A 15,890-nucleotide genomic window follows, 5' to 3' on the forward strand; every position below is an offset into this window, starting at 1 on the left:
TTGGATAAGGGTGACGACATGACCGAGTCAGCGGCGGCGGGGCGGGATCCCGAGGCGGTCTCGCGGTTCGTCGAGTCCTTCGCGGCACAGCTCGTCGAGGCAGGCGTGCCGCGCATGCCGTCGCGGGTGTTCGCCGCGCTGCTCGCCTCCGACGCCGGCACGCTGACCTCCGCCGAACTGGGGGAGCGGCTCAGGATCAGCCCCGCGGCCGTCTCCGGTGCGGTGCGCTATCTGGCCCAGGTGCACCTGGTCTCCCGCGAGCGGGAGCCCGGCTCGCGGCGGGAGCGGTACCGGGTGCACAGCGACCAGTGGTACGAGGCGCTGACCAGCCGCGAGGCGATCATCAAGCGCTGGGAGGACGCCATGCGGGAGGGCGTGGCGAGCCTCGGCGCCGACACCCCGGCGGGCCGCCGCCTCGCGGAGACCCTCGCCTTCTTCGAGTTCATCGAGGCGGACGTGGCGAACATCATGGAACGCTGGCGACTGCACCGCGAGCAGTTCTTCCCGAAGAACGGCTCCGAGAACCGCGACCCGGCCGGGTCCGCCGGCTGAGCGCTCCGCGGGCGCTGCCGGACCACAGCGGACCTCGCTCGATCCGCGGCGATCCGGGGGCTACGGCAGTACGGGTGGGAGGGTCAGCGTCCAGGCCTGCTGCTGGAGGGTCCAGGTGCGGCGGCGGACCGGGCCCGTGACCCCCGCGTCCGTGCGGTAGCGGAAGTCCGTTCCGGTCACGGTCACCGTGTGCCCCGACACCCGCAGCGGGGACGCCTCCGCGCCCACCGACACCGGCCGCACCTCGACCTCGGCCCGCCCGGCGGTGCCCGGCGTCACCGACACCGCCTCCACCGGCTGGTCCAGGTCGATGAGCGTCGCCCCGTCGACCTCCACCCGCAGCCGCGCGGGGCCGGGCGGGGCCGGGGCGAGCCGGGCCGGCCGGGGCGCCAGGGTCCGTACCAGCGACCGGTAGGTCGAGCGCAGCCACGGCCGCCCGGAGACGGCGGTGGCGCCCACCGGCTCGGCCGGCCGGTCCTCGCGCGGCACGAGCGGCGGGATCCGCAGCGCGCCCAGCACCACCCCGTCGCTGTCGTCCACCAGCAGGTCCAGGCGGCGCCCGGTCCCGTCGAGCACGGCCCGGGCGGCCGCCACCGCTCCCGTCGGCACCCCGAGCGTCTCCGCCAGGGCCAGCGCACCCCCGACCGGCACCATGGACAGCACGCATCCGGCCAGCTCGCGCTGCCGGTGCAGCAGGGACACGGTCCGTATCAGCACGCGGTCGTCGCCGACCACCACCGGCCGCCGCGACCCTCGGCGCGCCAGCGCCCGGGCGAACTCCTCGGGACCGTCCGGCAGGCACACCTTGGTGGTCGCGCCCGCGCTGAGCACGTCTTTCACGATGCGAACGGACTCGCCGTCGGTCCGCCGGGCGACCGGATCGATGATCACCAGCAGCTGATCGGGCGTCGCGAAAGTCGCCACCTCGGTCCTGCCTCGCTTCCTCGGGTAGCATCTTTGTGCAAGAGCCCCTTGCGCTATTGCGCCAGGGGCTTCGTCTATTCCGGGGCATCCGGTCCGACGGTTGTGCGGCCAACGGCGGTCGCGGTGGTACGTGGCGGTGAACCCTACGCGTACGCCCCTGACCTTGGACATGCCCCGCCCGGAAGGGGTGTACGCGCGTGCCCGCACTTGTGCTGCTCGGTGCTCAGTGGGGTGACGAGGGCAAGGGGAAGGCCACCGACCTGCTCGGTGGCTCGGTGGATTACGTCGTCCGGTACCAGGGCGGCAACAACGCCGGCCACACGGTGGTCGTCGGTGACCAGAAGTATGCCCTCCATCTGCTCCCCTCCGGAATCCTCTCGCCCGGTTGTACGCCGGTCATCGGCAACGGCGTCGTCGTCGATCCGTCGGTCCTGCTTGCCGAGCTGAGCGGTCTGAACGAGCGCGGTGTCGACACCTCCAAGCTCCTGATCAGCGGTAACGCGCACATCATCACGCCGTACAACGTCACGGTCGACAAGGTGACGGAACGCTTCCTCGGGAAGCGGAAGATCGGCACGACGGGACGCGGTATCGGCCCCACCTACGCCGACAAGATCAACCGCGTCGGCATCCGGGTCCAGGACCTGTACGACGAGTCGATCCTGCAGCAGAAGGTCGAGGCGGCGCTCGACGTCAAGAACCAGATGCTGACCAAGCTCTACAACCGGCGCGCCATCGCCGCCGACCAGGTGGTCGAGGAGCTGCTGGGCTACGCGGGGCAGCTCGCGCCGTACGTCGCGGACACGGTGCTGGTCCTCAACGAGGCGCTGGAGCAGGACAAGGTCGTCCTCTTCGAGGGCGGGCAGGGCACGCTGCTGGACATCGACCACGGCACGTATCCGTTCGTCACCTCCAGCAACCCCACCGCGGGCGGAGCCTGCACGGGCTCCGGCGTCGGGCCGACGAAGATCAGCCGGGTCATCGGCATCCTGAAGGCGTACACGACCCGCGTCGGGGCCGGGCCCTTCCCGACCGAGCTGTTCGACGAGGACGGCGAGGCGCTGCGCCGGATCGGCGGCGAGCGGGGCGTCACCACCGGCCGGGACCGGCGCTGCGGCTGGTTCGACGCGGTGATCGCGCGGTACGCGACCCGGGTCAACGGCCTGACCGACTTCTTCCTCACCAAGCTGGACGTGCTCACCGGCTGGGAGCAGATCCCGGTCTGCGTCGCCTACGAGATCGACGGCCGCCGGGTCGAGGAACTCCCGTACTCCCAGACGGACTTCCACCACGCCAAGCCGGTCTACGAGACGCTGCCGGGCTGGTCCGAGGACATCACCAAGGCCAAGTCCTTCTCGGATCTGCCGAAGAACGCGCAGAACTACGTCAAGGCGCTGGAGGAGATGTCCGGCGCCCCGATCTCCGCGATCGGGGTCGGTCCGGGCCGGGACGAGACGATCGAGATCAACTCGTTCCTCTGACAGGTGCGGCGCCTGATGCCGCCGACATCCCCAACTGCCCGGTTCGCAAGGGTAGTTGGGGATGTTAGTTTCATAGCGACAGTTGCGCATGGGTACGGGTGTCCTCCAGAAGGAGCAAGGTGCGCATCACACTGGCCGTTCACATGGAGACCGGCGACCGCGCGGGCGCCTCGGACGATCTGTACGGCTGGCTGCGTCAGGACCCCGAGCTGCGCGGTCTGGTCCGGCGGGAGTCCCCCCTCGACGCCCCGGCGGGGGCCATGGGGGCGTCGAGCGAGGTGCTGACGCTGGTCCTGGCCCCGGACGGGCCGACGGCGGCCGTCGGAGCGGCGGTCGTGGTCTGGCTGCAGAACCGCCGGGGCAATCAGACCGTCACCATCCACCAGCCGACCGGCACCCAGGTCGTCGTCTCCGCCGAGCAGGTCCGCGCACTGACGGCACAGGGCGCCACCGAACTGGCCCAACGGGTCGCCGAGGCCCTTCAGCAGTGATGGAGCCGGGTGACTGTCCGTGCCGGCTGCTGGGCGGTGGTGGTCGGTGCTGGAAGCCGCCCTGGCGACTGGTGCCCAGGTCGTCGTCTCCGCTGTGACGGCGCAGGGTGCCGCCGAACTGGCCCAACGGGTCGCCGAGGCCCTTCAGCAGTGATGGAGCCGGGTGACTGTCCGTGCCGCTGTGGTGGAGGCCGGGCCTGGCGCCGGGAGCCACCCCGGTGATCGGCTCGCCCGCGGCTGATGCCTTGTCAGGCTGTTGCCGGAGGCGCGGGCTCAGCTGAAGACGATCATTGAGCCCTGGGCCAGGCTCCGGGTGGCCGCGGCGTGCAGGCCGAGCCAGACGTGCCGTTCGCGGGCGAACGGGCTCGGGTCGTACGGCGCCGGTACGGCCGGCTCCTCCAACTCCGTGGGCCCGCTCGGCGGTTCGGGGGCGGCCGGCGGGTTGGCCGGGTCGATGCCGATCGCCGGGGCCACCTGCTCCAGCTCCCGCAGCAGCGCCTGCGAGGAGCCCAACGGACCGCCGCCCGCCAGCAGTTCGTCGCTGGACAGGGGCTGCGGGAAGTCGACCGGGACATAGGCGCCGGCGTGGTCGTAGTGCCAGACCAGATGCGACTGCTGGGCCGTCGACTCGAACATCTCCAGCAACTGCTCGTAGTCCCCGCCCAGTTCGTCCACCGGCGTCACCGGCAGCCCGCACACCTGGAGCAGATAGGCCCGGCGCAGGAAATGCAGCGCGTCGTAGTCGAAACCGGCCACCGGGGCGACCTCTCCGGACAGGCCCGGCATGTACTGGTACACCGGCACCGGCGGCAGCCCGGACTCGGCGAGCAGCTTGTTGTATTGCGCGAGTTCCTCGGCGAACGGGTTGTCGGGGGTGTGGCACAACACGTCGACAAGCGGTACCAGCCACAGGTCACAGGCCAAAGAGGGCTCCTCGCATCGGCACGCGGCGCGCTCGCGCGCACAGCAGGTGGTCAGGGAAGGGTAGTCGGTGCGGCGCGGGGTCAGCTCCCCTTGTGCAGGTCCCATACCCACACCCCGCCGGTCCACGTGCCCGGCCTGTCGGTCAGCTTCGTCACGGCCTCGCGCAGCGGACCGTCGTTGGCCTGCGGGGCGACCACCAGGGCGCCCGCCTTCCAGTACGCGAAGTCCCGCCGGGCCTGCGCCCGCCAGTTCTCGCCGATCTCCGGGACCACACCGGTGTAGCGCACCTCGCGCAGCATGTTGGAGGTGTAGCGGGGGGAGGCGCCGTAGATGCCGATGCGGTCCTCGCCGTAGGGGCCGTTGAAGTAGCCGCCGGGCAGCCTGAAGCCGAGGCCGGCCGCGGTCTGCCAGTGCAGCGCCTCCGCGGCGCCGGGGTCGGGCAGCGGCACGGGGACGAGCGACTCACCCCGGTGGACGTACGGCTTCCAGCCGCCGTCCGCGATGAACGCCGGCACCGGGGCCCGCTCCACGGACTTCAGCGGCGCCGGAACCAGCGGGAGCAGCGCCAGGGCGACGCCGAGCAGCCCGACGTACTGGGTCGCCGCGTCGCGCGTCGCGGCCAGCCGGTCCACGGCGATCGCGAGCAGCATGCCGAGCGCGGGCGCGCAGATCATCGCCACCCGGCCCTCGATGACCGACTCGAACAGCGGCAGATGGGCGAGCGCCGCCCACGGGCCGGGGAAGACGGTGTCGGTGAGCGGGACGCGGATCTTCGGTCCGAGCGACAGCAGCGCGGCGGCCACCGCCGTGAACGCCAGCGCCTTGACCAGGGCCCGCTCCCACAGCCGTACGACGATCGCGAAGGCGACGGTGACCAGCGGCCAGCCGTAGAACGCGTTCTGCTCCGTGGGGTTGAGCGAGAGGGCACCCGCGATCTGCGCGTCGCCGGCGAGCAGCGAGCGCTCGGCGAACGTGATCAGCGAGAGGGGACTGTTGCCCGCGTTGTCGCCGTGCAGGACGCTCTTGTAGCTCTGCGGGCCCGCGAACTGCCAGTACAGCGGGAAGGCGACCAGCGGCAGACAGACCGCCGCGCCGATCAGCAGGCCCCTGGCCAGGGGCCGCCAGACCTGCCGCGCCACGTCCCGGCGGACCACCCCGTAGCCGGCGGCGAACAGCAGCATGCCGATCGCGGCGAGCAGCAGCGGCTCCTCGCCGAGGAAGATCTGGTACGTCGCCATCAGGCCCAGCACGATCCCGTCCCGCACCACCCGGGTGCCCGCGCACAGCCGCAGGGCGCGGTCGACGATCAGCGGGATCATGAACAGGACCACGAAGTTGGGGTGCGCGTTGGCGTGGCTGACCATCGGCGGGGCGAACGCGGCCAGGGAGGCGCCGAGTAACGCGGCGGCCCGCTGCCGCACCACCCGTTTCAGGATCAGCCAGTACCAGGCGGCCGCGGTGGCGGCCAGCCCCAGCGCCATGCACACGCTCAGCGAGACCGCCGGCCCGGCCAGCAGGGTGAGCGGCGCGAACGGTACGGACAGGCCCAGCATGACCGTGTTGGCCATCAGATTGACGCCGTCGGGGAAGCCCTGCAGGTCGGTGAAGAGCGGGTTGCGCAGATGGGCGACGTTGTCGGCCGTCACCGCGAAGAACCACTCCCACTGGTTCTGGTCCTGCAACGAGTCAGGGAGGTAGCGGTGGGCCGGGTCGACGAGGCGGCCCGAGTAGAGCAGGACCGCCATCAGCAGGAACAGGACCGTCGCCAGCAGGTCGGCGGGGCGCAGCGCGCGGGTCCGCAGCCGGGCCAGATCGGCCAGCACGCGCGCGTAGTCGAGCGGGCCGATCTTCGAGCCGGGCTGGTGGCTCCAGCGCACCGGGACCTCGGCGATCGGCCAGCCCGAGCGGTGGAAGCGCTGGAGCACCTCCACGTCGATGCCCCAGCCGTCGAGCCGGGACGCCGCGAACGCGGTGCGCGCCCGGTCGCCGTCGAACAGTTTGAAACCGCACTGGGTGTCCCGGATGCCGGGCACCGCGGTCGCGCGTATCAGCAGGTTCCCGGCGCGGCCGAGCCATTCGCGGACCCGGTGCTGCCGGTGGGCGATGTCCGCGCCCGGCACGGACCGCGAACCGATCGCCACCGCGTTCCCCTCGCTGAGCGCCTTGTCCAGCCGCTCCAGCTCCTCGATGGGGGCGGCCAGATCGGCGTCGGTGACGAGCACCCGCCGCCCGCGCGAGTCGGCGACCCCGAGCCGCAGGGCGTGGCCCTTGCCGCGGTTGCGCGGGGCGGTGACCAGCCGGACCCGCGGATGCCCGAGCCGGGTGACGACGTCCCGGGTGCCGTCGGTCGACCCGTCGTCGGCGACGACGACCTCCCACTCGCCCCAGCGGCCCGCGTTCTCGCCCAGGTAGCCGGTGACGGCCGTGAGTGTGGGGCCGAGGCGCGCCTCCTCGTTGTAGGCGGGCACGACCACGGTGAGGTCGACCGCCTCGGTGAGGCCGCTCACCGGGCCGCCAGCCGCTCGATCAGGGCGAGGGAGTGCGTGTCGTACGCGGTGACGACCGCGCGGGCCGCAGTGGCGTCCCGGCGGGCCAGCGCGTCGACCAGTTCGGTGTGGCCGGACCACAGCAGGCCGCGCAGATCCGGCAGCCGGCGCAGATGCTGCACCGCGCACACCCAGGACAACAGGCGCAGCCGGTGCAGGAAGTCGGCGAGATAGGGGTTGCCGAACAGGGCGCTCAGCTCGCGCCAGAAGCGCAGGTCGTAGCCGATGAGTATGGTCAGTTCGCCGGCGCCCGCCGCGCGCTGGGCCTCCTCGCCGCGCCGCCGGACCGTGGTGAGGGCCGCCGCGGTCCGCGGGTCGGCCGGGTCCTGGAAGGCGCCGTGGCCCTCGGCGAGGGCCTGGAACATGCCGTCGGTGACCAGGCTGCGGGCCTCGACCATGCCCCGGTAGTCGGTCAGCGAGTACTCGGGGACGCGGAAGCCGCGGTGCTGGTCGGCCTCCAGGATGCCCTGCGCGGACAGGTCGACCAGCGCCTCCCGGACCGGGGTCGCCGACACGCCGTACTGCTCGGCGATCTCCTTCACCGTGAACTCCCGCCCCGGCTGGAGCCGGCCGGCGAGCACCTCGTCGCGGAGCGCGTCCGCGATCTGCTGGCGCAGGGTGCTGCGCGTCACGGCGCCGTTCCCGGGCATGGTCGGCGGCTTCTCCTCACACGTGCGGGTGACGTACTCGCTTATGTCTACGAGCACGCCACCTTACGCGTTCGGCTTGCACCCGGTGAGAATCGGTGCTGCCCGGTCGCTCACTCCGTGTAGGTGTCGGCCACGCTCAGGGCCGCGTCCAGGGCCGCGAGACCCTCCTTCAGCTCGGCCTCGGAGACATTGCAGGGCGGTACGACATGGCTGCGGTTCATGTTGATGAACGGCCACAGGCCGTGCTGCCTGGCGGCGGCGCCGAACGCGGCCATCGGCGCGTTCGCCTCGCCCGCCGCGTTGTACGGCACCAGCGGCTCCCGGGTCTCCCGGTCCTTCACCAGGTCAAGGGCCCAGAACATGCCGACGCCGCGCACCTCGCCGACGCTGGGGTGCCGGGCGGCCAGCTCGCGCAGCCCCGGCTCCACCACGGCCGCGCCGAGCCGCTTCGCGTTGGCGACGATGCCCTCCTCCTCCATCACGTTGATGGTGGCGACGGCGGCGGCGCAGGCCAGCGGATGGCCGGAGTACGTCAGTCCGCCCGGGTAGGGGCGCTTGCCGAAGGTCTCGGCGATCCTCCCGGAGACGGCCACGCCGCCGAGCGGCACATATCCGGAGTTCACGCCCTTCGCGAAGGTCATCAGGTCCGGCACGACGCCGAACAGGTCGGCCGCGAACCATTCGCCGGTCCGTCCGAACCCGGCCATGACCTCGTCCAGGACGAAGACGATCCCGTACTTGTCGCACAGTTCCCGCACGCCCGCGAGGTAGCCCGGCGGCGGCACCATGATGCCCGCCGTGCCCGGGATCGTCTCCAGCACGATCGCGGCGATCGTGCCCGGCCCCTCGAAGGCGATCGTGGTCTCCAGGTGCTCCAGCGCCCGGGCGCACTCCTGCTCCTCGGTCTCGGCGTAGAAGCGGGAGCGGTAGAGGAACGGCGTCCAGAAGTGGACGACCCCGGCGGTGCCGCTGTCGGAGGGCCAGCGGCGCGGGTCGCCGGTGACGTTGATCGCCTGCTGGGTGCCGCCGTGGTAGGAGCGGTACGCCGACAGCACCTTCGGGCGGCCCGTGTGCAGCCGGGCCATGCGGACGGCGTGCTCGATCGCGTCCGCGCCGCCGTTGGTGAAGAAGATCTTGTCGAGGTCGCCGGGCGTCCGCTCGGCGATCAGCCGGGCCGCCTCGGAGCGGGCCTCGATCGCGAACGCGGGCGCGAACGTGGTCAGGGTCCCGGCCTGCTCCTGGATCGCGGCGACCACCTTCGGGTGCTGGTAGCCGATGTTGGTGAAGACGAGCCCGCTGGTGAAGTCCAGGTACCGCGTGCCGTCGTAGTCCCAGAAGTACGACCCTTCCGCGCCGGCCACGGCGAGCGGGTCGATGAGTTCCTGAGCGGACCAGGAGTGGAACACATGCGCGCGGTCCGCGGCCTTCACGGCGGCGCCGGCGTCGGGGTTGGGCTGAGGGGTCATGCTCGCGAGCGTAGATGTCCGGGACGCGGACCGGACATCGGCGTCCTGTGCCGTGGTCGGAGGGTTTTTGCGACAGGTTGTCGACGGTGGCGGCCGGTGGCGGCCGGTGGCGGCCCGGTGGCGCCCGGGATCATGCCCGGTGCCGGGCCCGGTGTCGCCCGAACAGGGCAGCCCGGAACCGCGCGCACCGCCCCGGGCGACTCCCTTCAGGGCCGCACTATTCTCGGTCCGAGGCTGACGTACGGGGGAAGGCGGCGGTTCCGTGGAGAAGCTGGGACCTGGGGATCCGCGCGGGATCGGGGCGTACCGGCTGCTGGCGCGGCTGGGCGCGGGCGGGATGGGGCAGGTGTACCTGGCCCGGTCGGACCGCGGCCGTACCGTCGCGGTGAAACTGGTGCGCGAGGAACTCGCCGCGCAGGAGGAGTTCCGGGCCCGGTTCCGGCAGGAGGTGCGGGCCGCCCACCGGGTCGGCGGGCACTGGACGGCGCCGGTCCTGGACGCGGACACCGAGGCCGCGGTGCCGTGGGTGGCCACCGGGTACGTCGCCGGGCCCAGCCTGCAGCAGGTCGTCGGGCGCGACCACGGGGCGCTGCCCGAGCGCTCGGTGCGGATCCTCGCCGCCGGACTCGCGCACGCCCTCCAGGACATCCATGCCGCCGGGATCGTCCACCGCGACCTCAAGCCGTCCAACGTGCTCGTGACCATCGACGGGCCGCGGGTCATCGACTTCGGGATCGCGCGGGCGCTGGAGACGCCGGCCGGGGACGGGCTCACCCGCACCGGCTCGCTGGTCGGTTCGCCCGGCTTCATGGCGCCCGAGCAGGTGCGCGGCAACCGGATCACGCCCGCCTGCGACGTGTTCTGCCTCGGTTCCGTGCTCGCCTACGCGGCGACCGGCGCGCTTCCCTTCGGCGGCGCCAACAGCGGGGTGCACGCCCTGATGTTCCGCATCGCCCAGGAGGAACCCGACCTCGCGGGCGTCCCCGAGGGCCTCGCCGACCTCGTCCGTGACTGCCTGCGCAAGGACCCGGCCGCGCGGCCCACGCTGGACCGGATCCTGGAGCGCACCGGCGCGGAGGACACGGTGTCGGACGGCCGGTCGCGGGACCCGTGGCTGCCCGCCGCCCTGGTGGCGCAACTCGGCCGGCACGCGGTGCGGTTGCTCGACGTGGAGGACCCGGAGGCCGCGACCGGCCCGGCGGGCGCGGATCAGGCGAGTGCGGCGGGGGCGCCGGGCGCGGATCCCTCGGGGGTGCCCGGCGGACATCCGGCGGGAAGCGGCGGTGCGTCCGTCCGGGACGGCGGTACGGCGGTGCAGGACCGGGTACCGCCCGCTCCGGAACCGGCCGCTCCCGTTCCGGGCGTTTTGGGTGTGCCCGCTCCCGGCGCCTCCCCGGAGCACGCCCCCGCCACGGACGACGCCGCGCCGCCCGCGCCGGGGAGCCCGGCCGGTGGCCCGCCGGCCGGCCACCTCCCGACGGCGGTCGCAGGCCACACGCCCCCGCCCGGCGCGCCCCCGGCCCACCCCGCGTACGGCCCGCCCGGCGGGTACGGCGCCCCCGGGTACGGCGTGCCGGGCGCTCCCGGCCCGTACGGCCACCCGCAGCAGCACCCCCAGCCGGTCGGCTACGGCTACCCGCACCAGTCGTACGGCGGCGGCCTCGGCTCCACCGCGCCGTACGGGCCGCCGGCCGGCCCGGACCCCTACGGGCCCGGTGCCGCGCAGGAGCCCGAGCGCCGCAGCGGCCGGTCCACGGCGCTGCTCGTCGTGATCGCGCTGGTCGTCGCGCTCGCCGCGGGCGGCTCGGTGTACGCGCTGATGAACGGGGACGGCACCACCGACGGCAAGGGCGGCCCCGGGCCCGCCACCTCCGCCCCGCCGACCGGCGGCGCGCCCACCGGCGAGACGTCATCCCCGACGGCCTCGGCGCCGACCTCGTCGGCGCCCGCGGACGGGGTGGTCCCGGCCGCGTACCTGGGGACGTGGCAGACGTCCATCGAGAACGCCGTCGGCCGCAACACCCGCGAACTCACCGTCGAACAGGGGAAGGTGGGCGACACCGTCCTGACGCTGGTCGCCGACGGGCCGACCGAGGGCGGCGGCACCTACCACTGCGTGTTCGAGGCGAAGCTGGCCGAACAGCCGGGCGGCGACGGCCCGTTGCGGATCGGCCCGTCCACCGTGACCTCCGGCGAGCCGCCCTCGTCGTGCAGCCCCGGTGCGGCCACCGAGGTCACGCTGTTGCCGGACGGACGGCTGCGGCGCACGCAGCAGGGCGGCGGGGAGAGCCTGACGTACGCCCGGCGGTGAGGCGCCGCGGGCCTGCGGGGCGGTGGGTGCCCGGGGGCCCGTGTGCCGAACTCCCGTTGTCTGCCGAGTGGTTGAACGTCCGGAGAACTTCTGCGTACGCGACCGGAATGGCCCCTCCTGGGCGCGTACGGTGACCCCACTTTGACTCCGGGGAGTGGCGGGGGCACCCACATGGAGTGGTTGAGTACGGAGAACGTCGTAGCCGTCGGTACGGCACTGCTGGGCATCATCGCGTCGGCGGGCATGGTCTGGTACGAGCGCCGGGTGCCGCGCCGCAAGCGGATCGGCTACCGCGTCCAGATGGACAACGCCATCGGGGACGACGCGCGTTCGGGCCGCCTCAACCGGCGGCTGGGCCTGTTCGACGAGGCGCCGGGCATGGCGGACGCGACGCTCGTGCTGCTGCGCGTGGAGAACGACGGCTCGCAGGGCATCGACCGGGACGACTACACGGGGCCCGAACAGCACGGTCTGACCGCGGTGTTCACCGACCGCACGGTGCGGGGCGTGTCGGTCACCCAGCCGACCGACACCGACCACCTGATGGACCACTTCACCTCGAACCGGGGCTTCTCCTACTCCGGCAACAGCCTGCGCATCCCGCGCGTCCCGCTCAACAGGGGGGACCACTTCAAGCTGCTGGTGCTGCTGGCCGGCGGCGACGTCGGGCGGCCGATACGGATCACGGGCGGCATCCGGGAGGGCGAGGTCCACCCCAACCGCTCCGCCACACCGGACGACAAGCCGCCGCTGTTCAGCCGGGCCTCCCGGCTCATCACCATCGTGCTCACCGTCTGCGTCGTCACCCTCGCCACCCTCATCGTGGCCCGGGACGACACGCCCCCGCCGATGGGCTGCGCCAAGGGCACGCTGACCGTCGTCGGCTCCACGGCGTTCGAGCCCGTGCTGCGGGATGTGGCGGAGAAGTACGAGACGGACTGCGCGGACTCGACGATCGAGGTGGACCCGAACGGATCCACCGCGGGCATCCGTCAACTGGACGACGCCGGGGCCGAGTGGCAGAAGAAGGGCTCGCCCCCGATCATCGCGCTCTCCGACGGCCCCAAGCCGAACGACATGGCCGAACTGCGCGAGAACCGGATCGCGGTGTTGGTCTTCGCCCTGGTGGTGAACGACAAGGTGGGCCTGAAGAACCTCACCACGGCCCAGGTGCGGCGGCTGTACCGCGGCGAGATCACCAACTGGAAGCAGTTGGACGGTCCGGACCTCAAGGTCCGCCTCGTCAGCCGGGACGCCAACTCCGGTACGCGGCAGGTCTTCCAGCGGCGGGTGCTCGAGCGGGGCGAGATGGCCAACACCTCCGTCGACTGCGTCACCATGGACGACCCGACGGCGACGGTGCCGCGCTGTGAGTTCGACTCCACGGACCAGGTGCTGAAGCAGGTGGCGAAGCTGCCGGGCGCCATCGGCTACAGCGAGCTGAACCGCGCGGACTCCGCGAAGGGACTCCACGTCCTGAGCCTCGACGACGACGCCCCGTCGGTGGACGACATCGAACACGGTGGAAGTCCGTACCCGTACCGCGAGATCGAGTACGCGTACACCTACGGCCAGCCGCCCGCCGACTCCCTGGTGTCCAGCTTCCTGAACTACCTCTCCCGCGGAAGCGGCCAGGAGGTCGTCCGCACCCACGGCAATATCCCGTGCGGGACCCCAGGGAGCATGAAACTCTGCGCGTGACGCCTTCGGCCACAAGGGCTGTGGGTGCTCAGCGGGGTTCCGGTGGGCGTTGGCGGGGCATGTTGGGGCGGGCGGGGGTGCCCGGCGGGGCGGGGAGGCGGCCCGGGGTGCCGGGGGCGTCGGGGCGCGGGCCCGTGGCCAGGGCCGTCTGCACGCCGAGGGGTGCCGTTCCGGTGCGGAACTCCACCATCCAGTCCGCCGTCTCCGCCCGTACCAGCTCGGTCACGTCCTCCGAGAAGCGCCGCAGCACCCCGAGGCACCGGTCGGCGGCCTCCCCCGCCGTCCCCTCCGCCGGTCCCAGCACCTCGCGCACATTCTCCGACGCCCAGTCGAACTGCAGTGCCTGCAGCCGCCGCTGCACGGCCTGCGCGGTCGCCACGTCCCGCATCCACCCGGACGTCACCCCGAAGAACCGGTCGACCCCCAGGCAGGACACCGCGAGCATCAGGGCCAGATACCCCCAGGGCGCCGTCCCGGTGACCGCCCCGGTCAGATCCACCAGGGGCAGCGCGGCCCCGCACACAGCGCCCGCCGCCGCCCCCGTCCGCAGCCCCCACGCGGCCCGCCGCTTCCACACCCGGTCCGCGAGATACCACGCCGCCGTCTCCAGCGCCCTGCGCTCCACCCACCCGTACAGCTCGTCGAGCCGCTCGGCCGGCTCCCCCCAGTCCCCGAGCGGAAAGGCCCGGCCGGTCAGGTCGCCCGGCCGCAGCCCGGCCGCGCCCTCGCCCCGCCCGTCCTGAGGCGGACCCTCGGGCTGCATCTCCGGCTGACCCACCCGGCACTCCCTACTGATCACGATCGGTCACGTCGTGTGACATCGGATGCTGTCGTGTGACATCGGATGCTGATGTGCGGCGTCCTTCCTACCGCCCAATGGGTGGCGAAGGCGGAGCTTTCGTCACTTTTCTGCCCGGAAGTGGGTCTTGATCAGGTATAGGAGTCAGGGCCTTCTCACCCGAAAGAGTGGCGGAGCGAGGGCCGCGTGGACCACGTAGGCTCGTGCTCAACGGAGGAAGACGAGACCGAACCAGGAGCTGATCGTGATTCCCGGTGGTGGCCAGCCCAACATGCAGCAGTTGCTCCAGCAGGCCCAGAAGATGCAGCAGGAACTGGCGAAGGCCCAGGAGGAGCTGGCGAACACGGAGATCGCCGGGCAGGCGGGTGGCGGCCTGGTGACGGCCACCGTCACCGGTGCCGGTGAACTCCGGTCGCTGAAGATCGACCCCAAGGCGGTGGACCCGGAGGACACCGAGACCCTCGCCGACCTGGTCGTCGCCGCCGTCCACGCGGCCAACGAGAACGCCCAGACGCTCCAGCAGCAGAAACTCGGCCCGCTCGCGCAGGGCCTGGGCGGCGGCAGCGGCATCCCGGGCCTGCCGTTCTGACGTTCGCCACGGGCACGACACCCGCACCGCCTTCCTAGGACGGGCGGCAGCCATCTACCGTACGTACCGGGAAAGACTCCAGGAAGGGCAGTCCGTTGTACGAAGGCGTGGTCCAGGACCTCATCGACGAACTGGGGCGGCTGCCCGGCGTCGGTCCCAAGAGCGCGCAGCGGATCGCCTTCCACATCCTGCAGGCGGAGCCGACGGACGTACGGCGGCTGGCCCAGGCGCTCCTGGAGGTGAAGGCGAAGGTCCGCTTCTGCGCGGTCTGCGGCAACGTGGCGCAGGAAGAGCTGTGCGCGGTGTGCCGGGACGCCCGCCGCGACCTCTCGGTCATCTGCGTGGTCGAGGAGCCGAAGGACGTGGTGGCGATCGAGCGGACGCGGGAGTTCCGCGGCCGGTACCACGTGCTCGGCGGCGCGATCAGCCCGATCGAGGGCGTGGGCCCTGACGACCTGCGCATCCGGGAGCTCCTGGCCCGCCTGGCCGACGGCGCCGTCACCGAGCTGATCCTGGCCACGGACCCCAATCTCGAAGGCGAGGCGACGGCCACGTACCTCGCCCGCATGATCAAACCCATGGGCCTGAAGGTCACCCGCCTGGCCAGCGGCCTCCCGGTGGGTGGCGACCTGGAATACGCGGACGAGGTCACGCTCGGCCGTGCCTTCGAGGGGAGACGACTCCTAGATGTCTGACGCCACGCTGCACGCCACGACGCAGAACCCGGACGACTTCGCGGTCCAGATCGCGGACCAGGTGGAGAGCTTCCTGGTGGCCGTCACGGAGGTGGCGAAGGGCGACGAGCCGGACTCGGCGGTGCCCTTCCTGCTCCTGGAGGTCTCCCAGCTCCTGCTGGCCGGCGGGCGCCTCGGCGCGCACGAGGACATCGTCCCGGACGAGCGCTACGAGACCGACACCGGCCCGGACCCGGACGTGGACGAACTGCGCGAGAACCTCGCCCGGCTGCTGGAGCCGGTCGACGTCTACTCGGAGGTCTTCGACCCCTACGAGCCGCGCACCGCGCCGGTGCCCGCCCGGGTCTCCGACGACCTCGCGGACGTCGTCACCGATCTGCGGCACGGCATGGCGCACTACCGCGCGGGCCGCACCACGGAGGCGCTGTGGTGGTGGCAGTTCTCGTACTTCTCCAACTGGGGCTCCACCGCCTCCGCGACCCTGCGCGCCCTGCACTCGGTCCTCGCGCACGTCCGTCTCAACCAGCCCCTGGAGGAGCTGGACGGCCTCGACACCGACCAGGGCATGGGCGACGAGAACCTGGAGTTCGAGGCGGGCCGGGTGATGCAGCAGGAGATCGCCACGCCGCTGGGGCTGCGCTCGGGCAGGTAGCCCTGTGGTTCGGCAGCGCCCCGAAGGGGCGCGGGGAACCGCGCGACCGGCCACGATGCCGCCGCAGCCGACCGACGGCGTGTCACGGCGGTCCTTTCCGCGGAGCGTC

The 15,890-nt window shown here is 72.5% G+C and carries 14 protein-coding genes; 8 read left to right on the top strand and 6 right to left on the bottom strand.

Annotated elements, in window-relative coordinates; genetic code table 11:
- Nucleotides 1–18 precede the first annotated feature (18 nt).
- A complete protein-coding gene (locus CTZ28_RS23115) occupies nt 19–552 on the top strand; it encodes a GbsR/MarR family transcriptional regulator (protein WP_121891584.1) in 534 nt (177 codons plus the stop codon).
- Nucleotides 553–612: 60 nt separating this feature from the next.
- Here the strand turns inward: CTZ28_RS23115 and CTZ28_RS23120 are convergent, their stop codons facing one another.
- Entirely contained in the window at nt 613–1,476 is an 864-nt protein-coding gene (locus CTZ28_RS23120; RefSeq protein ID WP_121891585.1) for a diacylglycerol kinase family protein, read from the bottom strand.
- 197 nt (nt 1,477–1,673) lie between these two features.
- Here CTZ28_RS23120 and CTZ28_RS23125 point away from each other — a divergent pair, with 197 nt between their 5' ends.
- A complete protein-coding gene (locus CTZ28_RS23125) occupies nt 1,674–2,957 on the top strand; it encodes an adenylosuccinate synthase (protein WP_121891586.1) in 1,284 nt (427 codons plus the stop codon).
- 119 nt (nt 2,958–3,076) lie between these two features.
- Nucleotides 3,077–3,448 (top strand): effector-associated constant component EACC1, encoded by a 372-nt coding sequence (locus CTZ28_RS23130; RefSeq protein ID WP_121891587.1) that lies wholly within the window; start codon nt 3,077–3,079, stop codon nt 3,446–3,448.
- Between the two features lie 273 nt (nt 3,449–3,721).
- Here the strand turns inward: CTZ28_RS23130 and CTZ28_RS23135 are convergent, their stop codons facing one another.
- From CTZ28_RS23135 to CTZ28_RS23150, 4 genes are all read right to left on the bottom strand, one after another.
- On the bottom strand, nt 3,722–4,372 hold the full coding sequence (locus tag CTZ28_RS23135; RefSeq protein ID WP_121891588.1) for a hypothetical protein: 651 nt from the start codon (nt 4,370–4,372) through the stop codon (nt 3,722–3,724).
- Between the two features lie 80 nt (nt 4,373–4,452).
- A complete protein-coding gene (locus tag CTZ28_RS23140) occupies nt 4,453–6,879 on the bottom strand; it encodes a dolichyl-phosphate beta-glucosyltransferase (RefSeq protein WP_121891589.1) in 2,427 nt (808 codons plus the stop codon).
- Complete coding sequence (locus CTZ28_RS23145) at nt 6,876–7,568, bottom strand: GntR family transcriptional regulator (protein ID WP_121891590.1); 693 nt, start codon at nt 7,566–7,568, stop codon at nt 6,876–6,878. The genes CTZ28_RS23140 and CTZ28_RS23145 overlap by 4 nt, the downstream gene beginning before the upstream one ends.
- 110 nt (nt 7,569–7,678) lie before the next feature.
- The gene (locus CTZ28_RS23150; RefSeq protein WP_121891591.1) at nt 7,679–9,034 is read right to left on the bottom strand and encodes an aspartate aminotransferase family protein; all 1,356 of its coding nucleotides are present in this window, start codon (nt 9,032–9,034) and stop codon (nt 7,679–7,681) included.
- Nucleotides 9,035–9,296: 262 nt separating this feature from the next.
- On the opposite strand from CTZ28_RS23150, the gene CTZ28_RS23155 reads away from it, so the two are divergent.
- Nucleotides 9,297–11,345 carry a serine/threonine-protein kinase gene (locus CTZ28_RS23155; protein ID WP_121891592.1) on the top strand — a complete coding sequence of 683 codons (2,049 nt, stop codon included), beginning with the start codon at nt 9,297–9,299 and terminating at the stop codon, nt 11,343–11,345.
- A 171-nt stretch (nt 11,346–11,516) separates the two neighbouring features.
- Nucleotides 11,517–13,046: a substrate-binding domain-containing protein gene (locus CTZ28_RS23160; protein WP_121891593.1), complete on the top strand. Its 1,530-nt coding sequence runs from the start codon at nt 11,517–11,519 to the stop codon at nt 13,044–13,046.
- A gap of 28 nt (nt 13,047–13,074) precedes the next feature.
- On the opposite strand, the gene CTZ28_RS23165 is transcribed toward CTZ28_RS23160, so the two are convergent.
- A complete protein-coding gene (locus tag CTZ28_RS23165) occupies nt 13,075–13,824 on the bottom strand; it encodes an SLATT domain-containing protein (protein ID WP_121891594.1) in 750 nt (249 codons plus the stop codon).
- A gap of 265 nt (nt 13,825–14,089) precedes the next feature.
- Between CTZ28_RS23165 and CTZ28_RS23170 the strand changes: the two genes are divergently transcribed.
- From CTZ28_RS23170 to CTZ28_RS23180, 3 genes are all read left to right on the top strand, one after another.
- On the top strand, nt 14,090–14,434 hold the full coding sequence (locus CTZ28_RS23170) for a YbaB/EbfC family nucleoid-associated protein (protein WP_121891595.1): 345 nt from the start codon (nt 14,090–14,092) through the stop codon (nt 14,432–14,434).
- A 95-nt stretch (nt 14,435–14,529) separates the two neighbouring features.
- Nucleotides 14,530–15,129: a recombination mediator RecR gene (gene recR, locus CTZ28_RS23175; protein ID WP_121891596.1), complete on the top strand. Its 600-nt coding sequence runs from the start codon at nt 14,530–14,532 to the stop codon at nt 15,127–15,129.
- Nucleotides 15,122–15,781 carry a DUF5063 domain-containing protein gene (locus tag CTZ28_RS23180; RefSeq protein ID WP_121891597.1) on the top strand — a complete coding sequence of 220 codons (660 nt, stop codon included), beginning with the start codon at nt 15,122–15,124 and terminating at the stop codon, nt 15,779–15,781. Before recR ends, CTZ28_RS23180 begins: the two co-directional genes overlap by 8 nt.
- Nucleotides 15,782–15,890: the final 109 nt, after the last annotated feature.

This window comes from Streptomyces shenzhenensis (assembly GCF_003688995.1).
Classification (GTDB): Bacteria; Actinomycetota; Actinomycetes; order Streptomycetales; family Streptomycetaceae; genus Streptomyces; species Streptomyces shenzhenensis_A.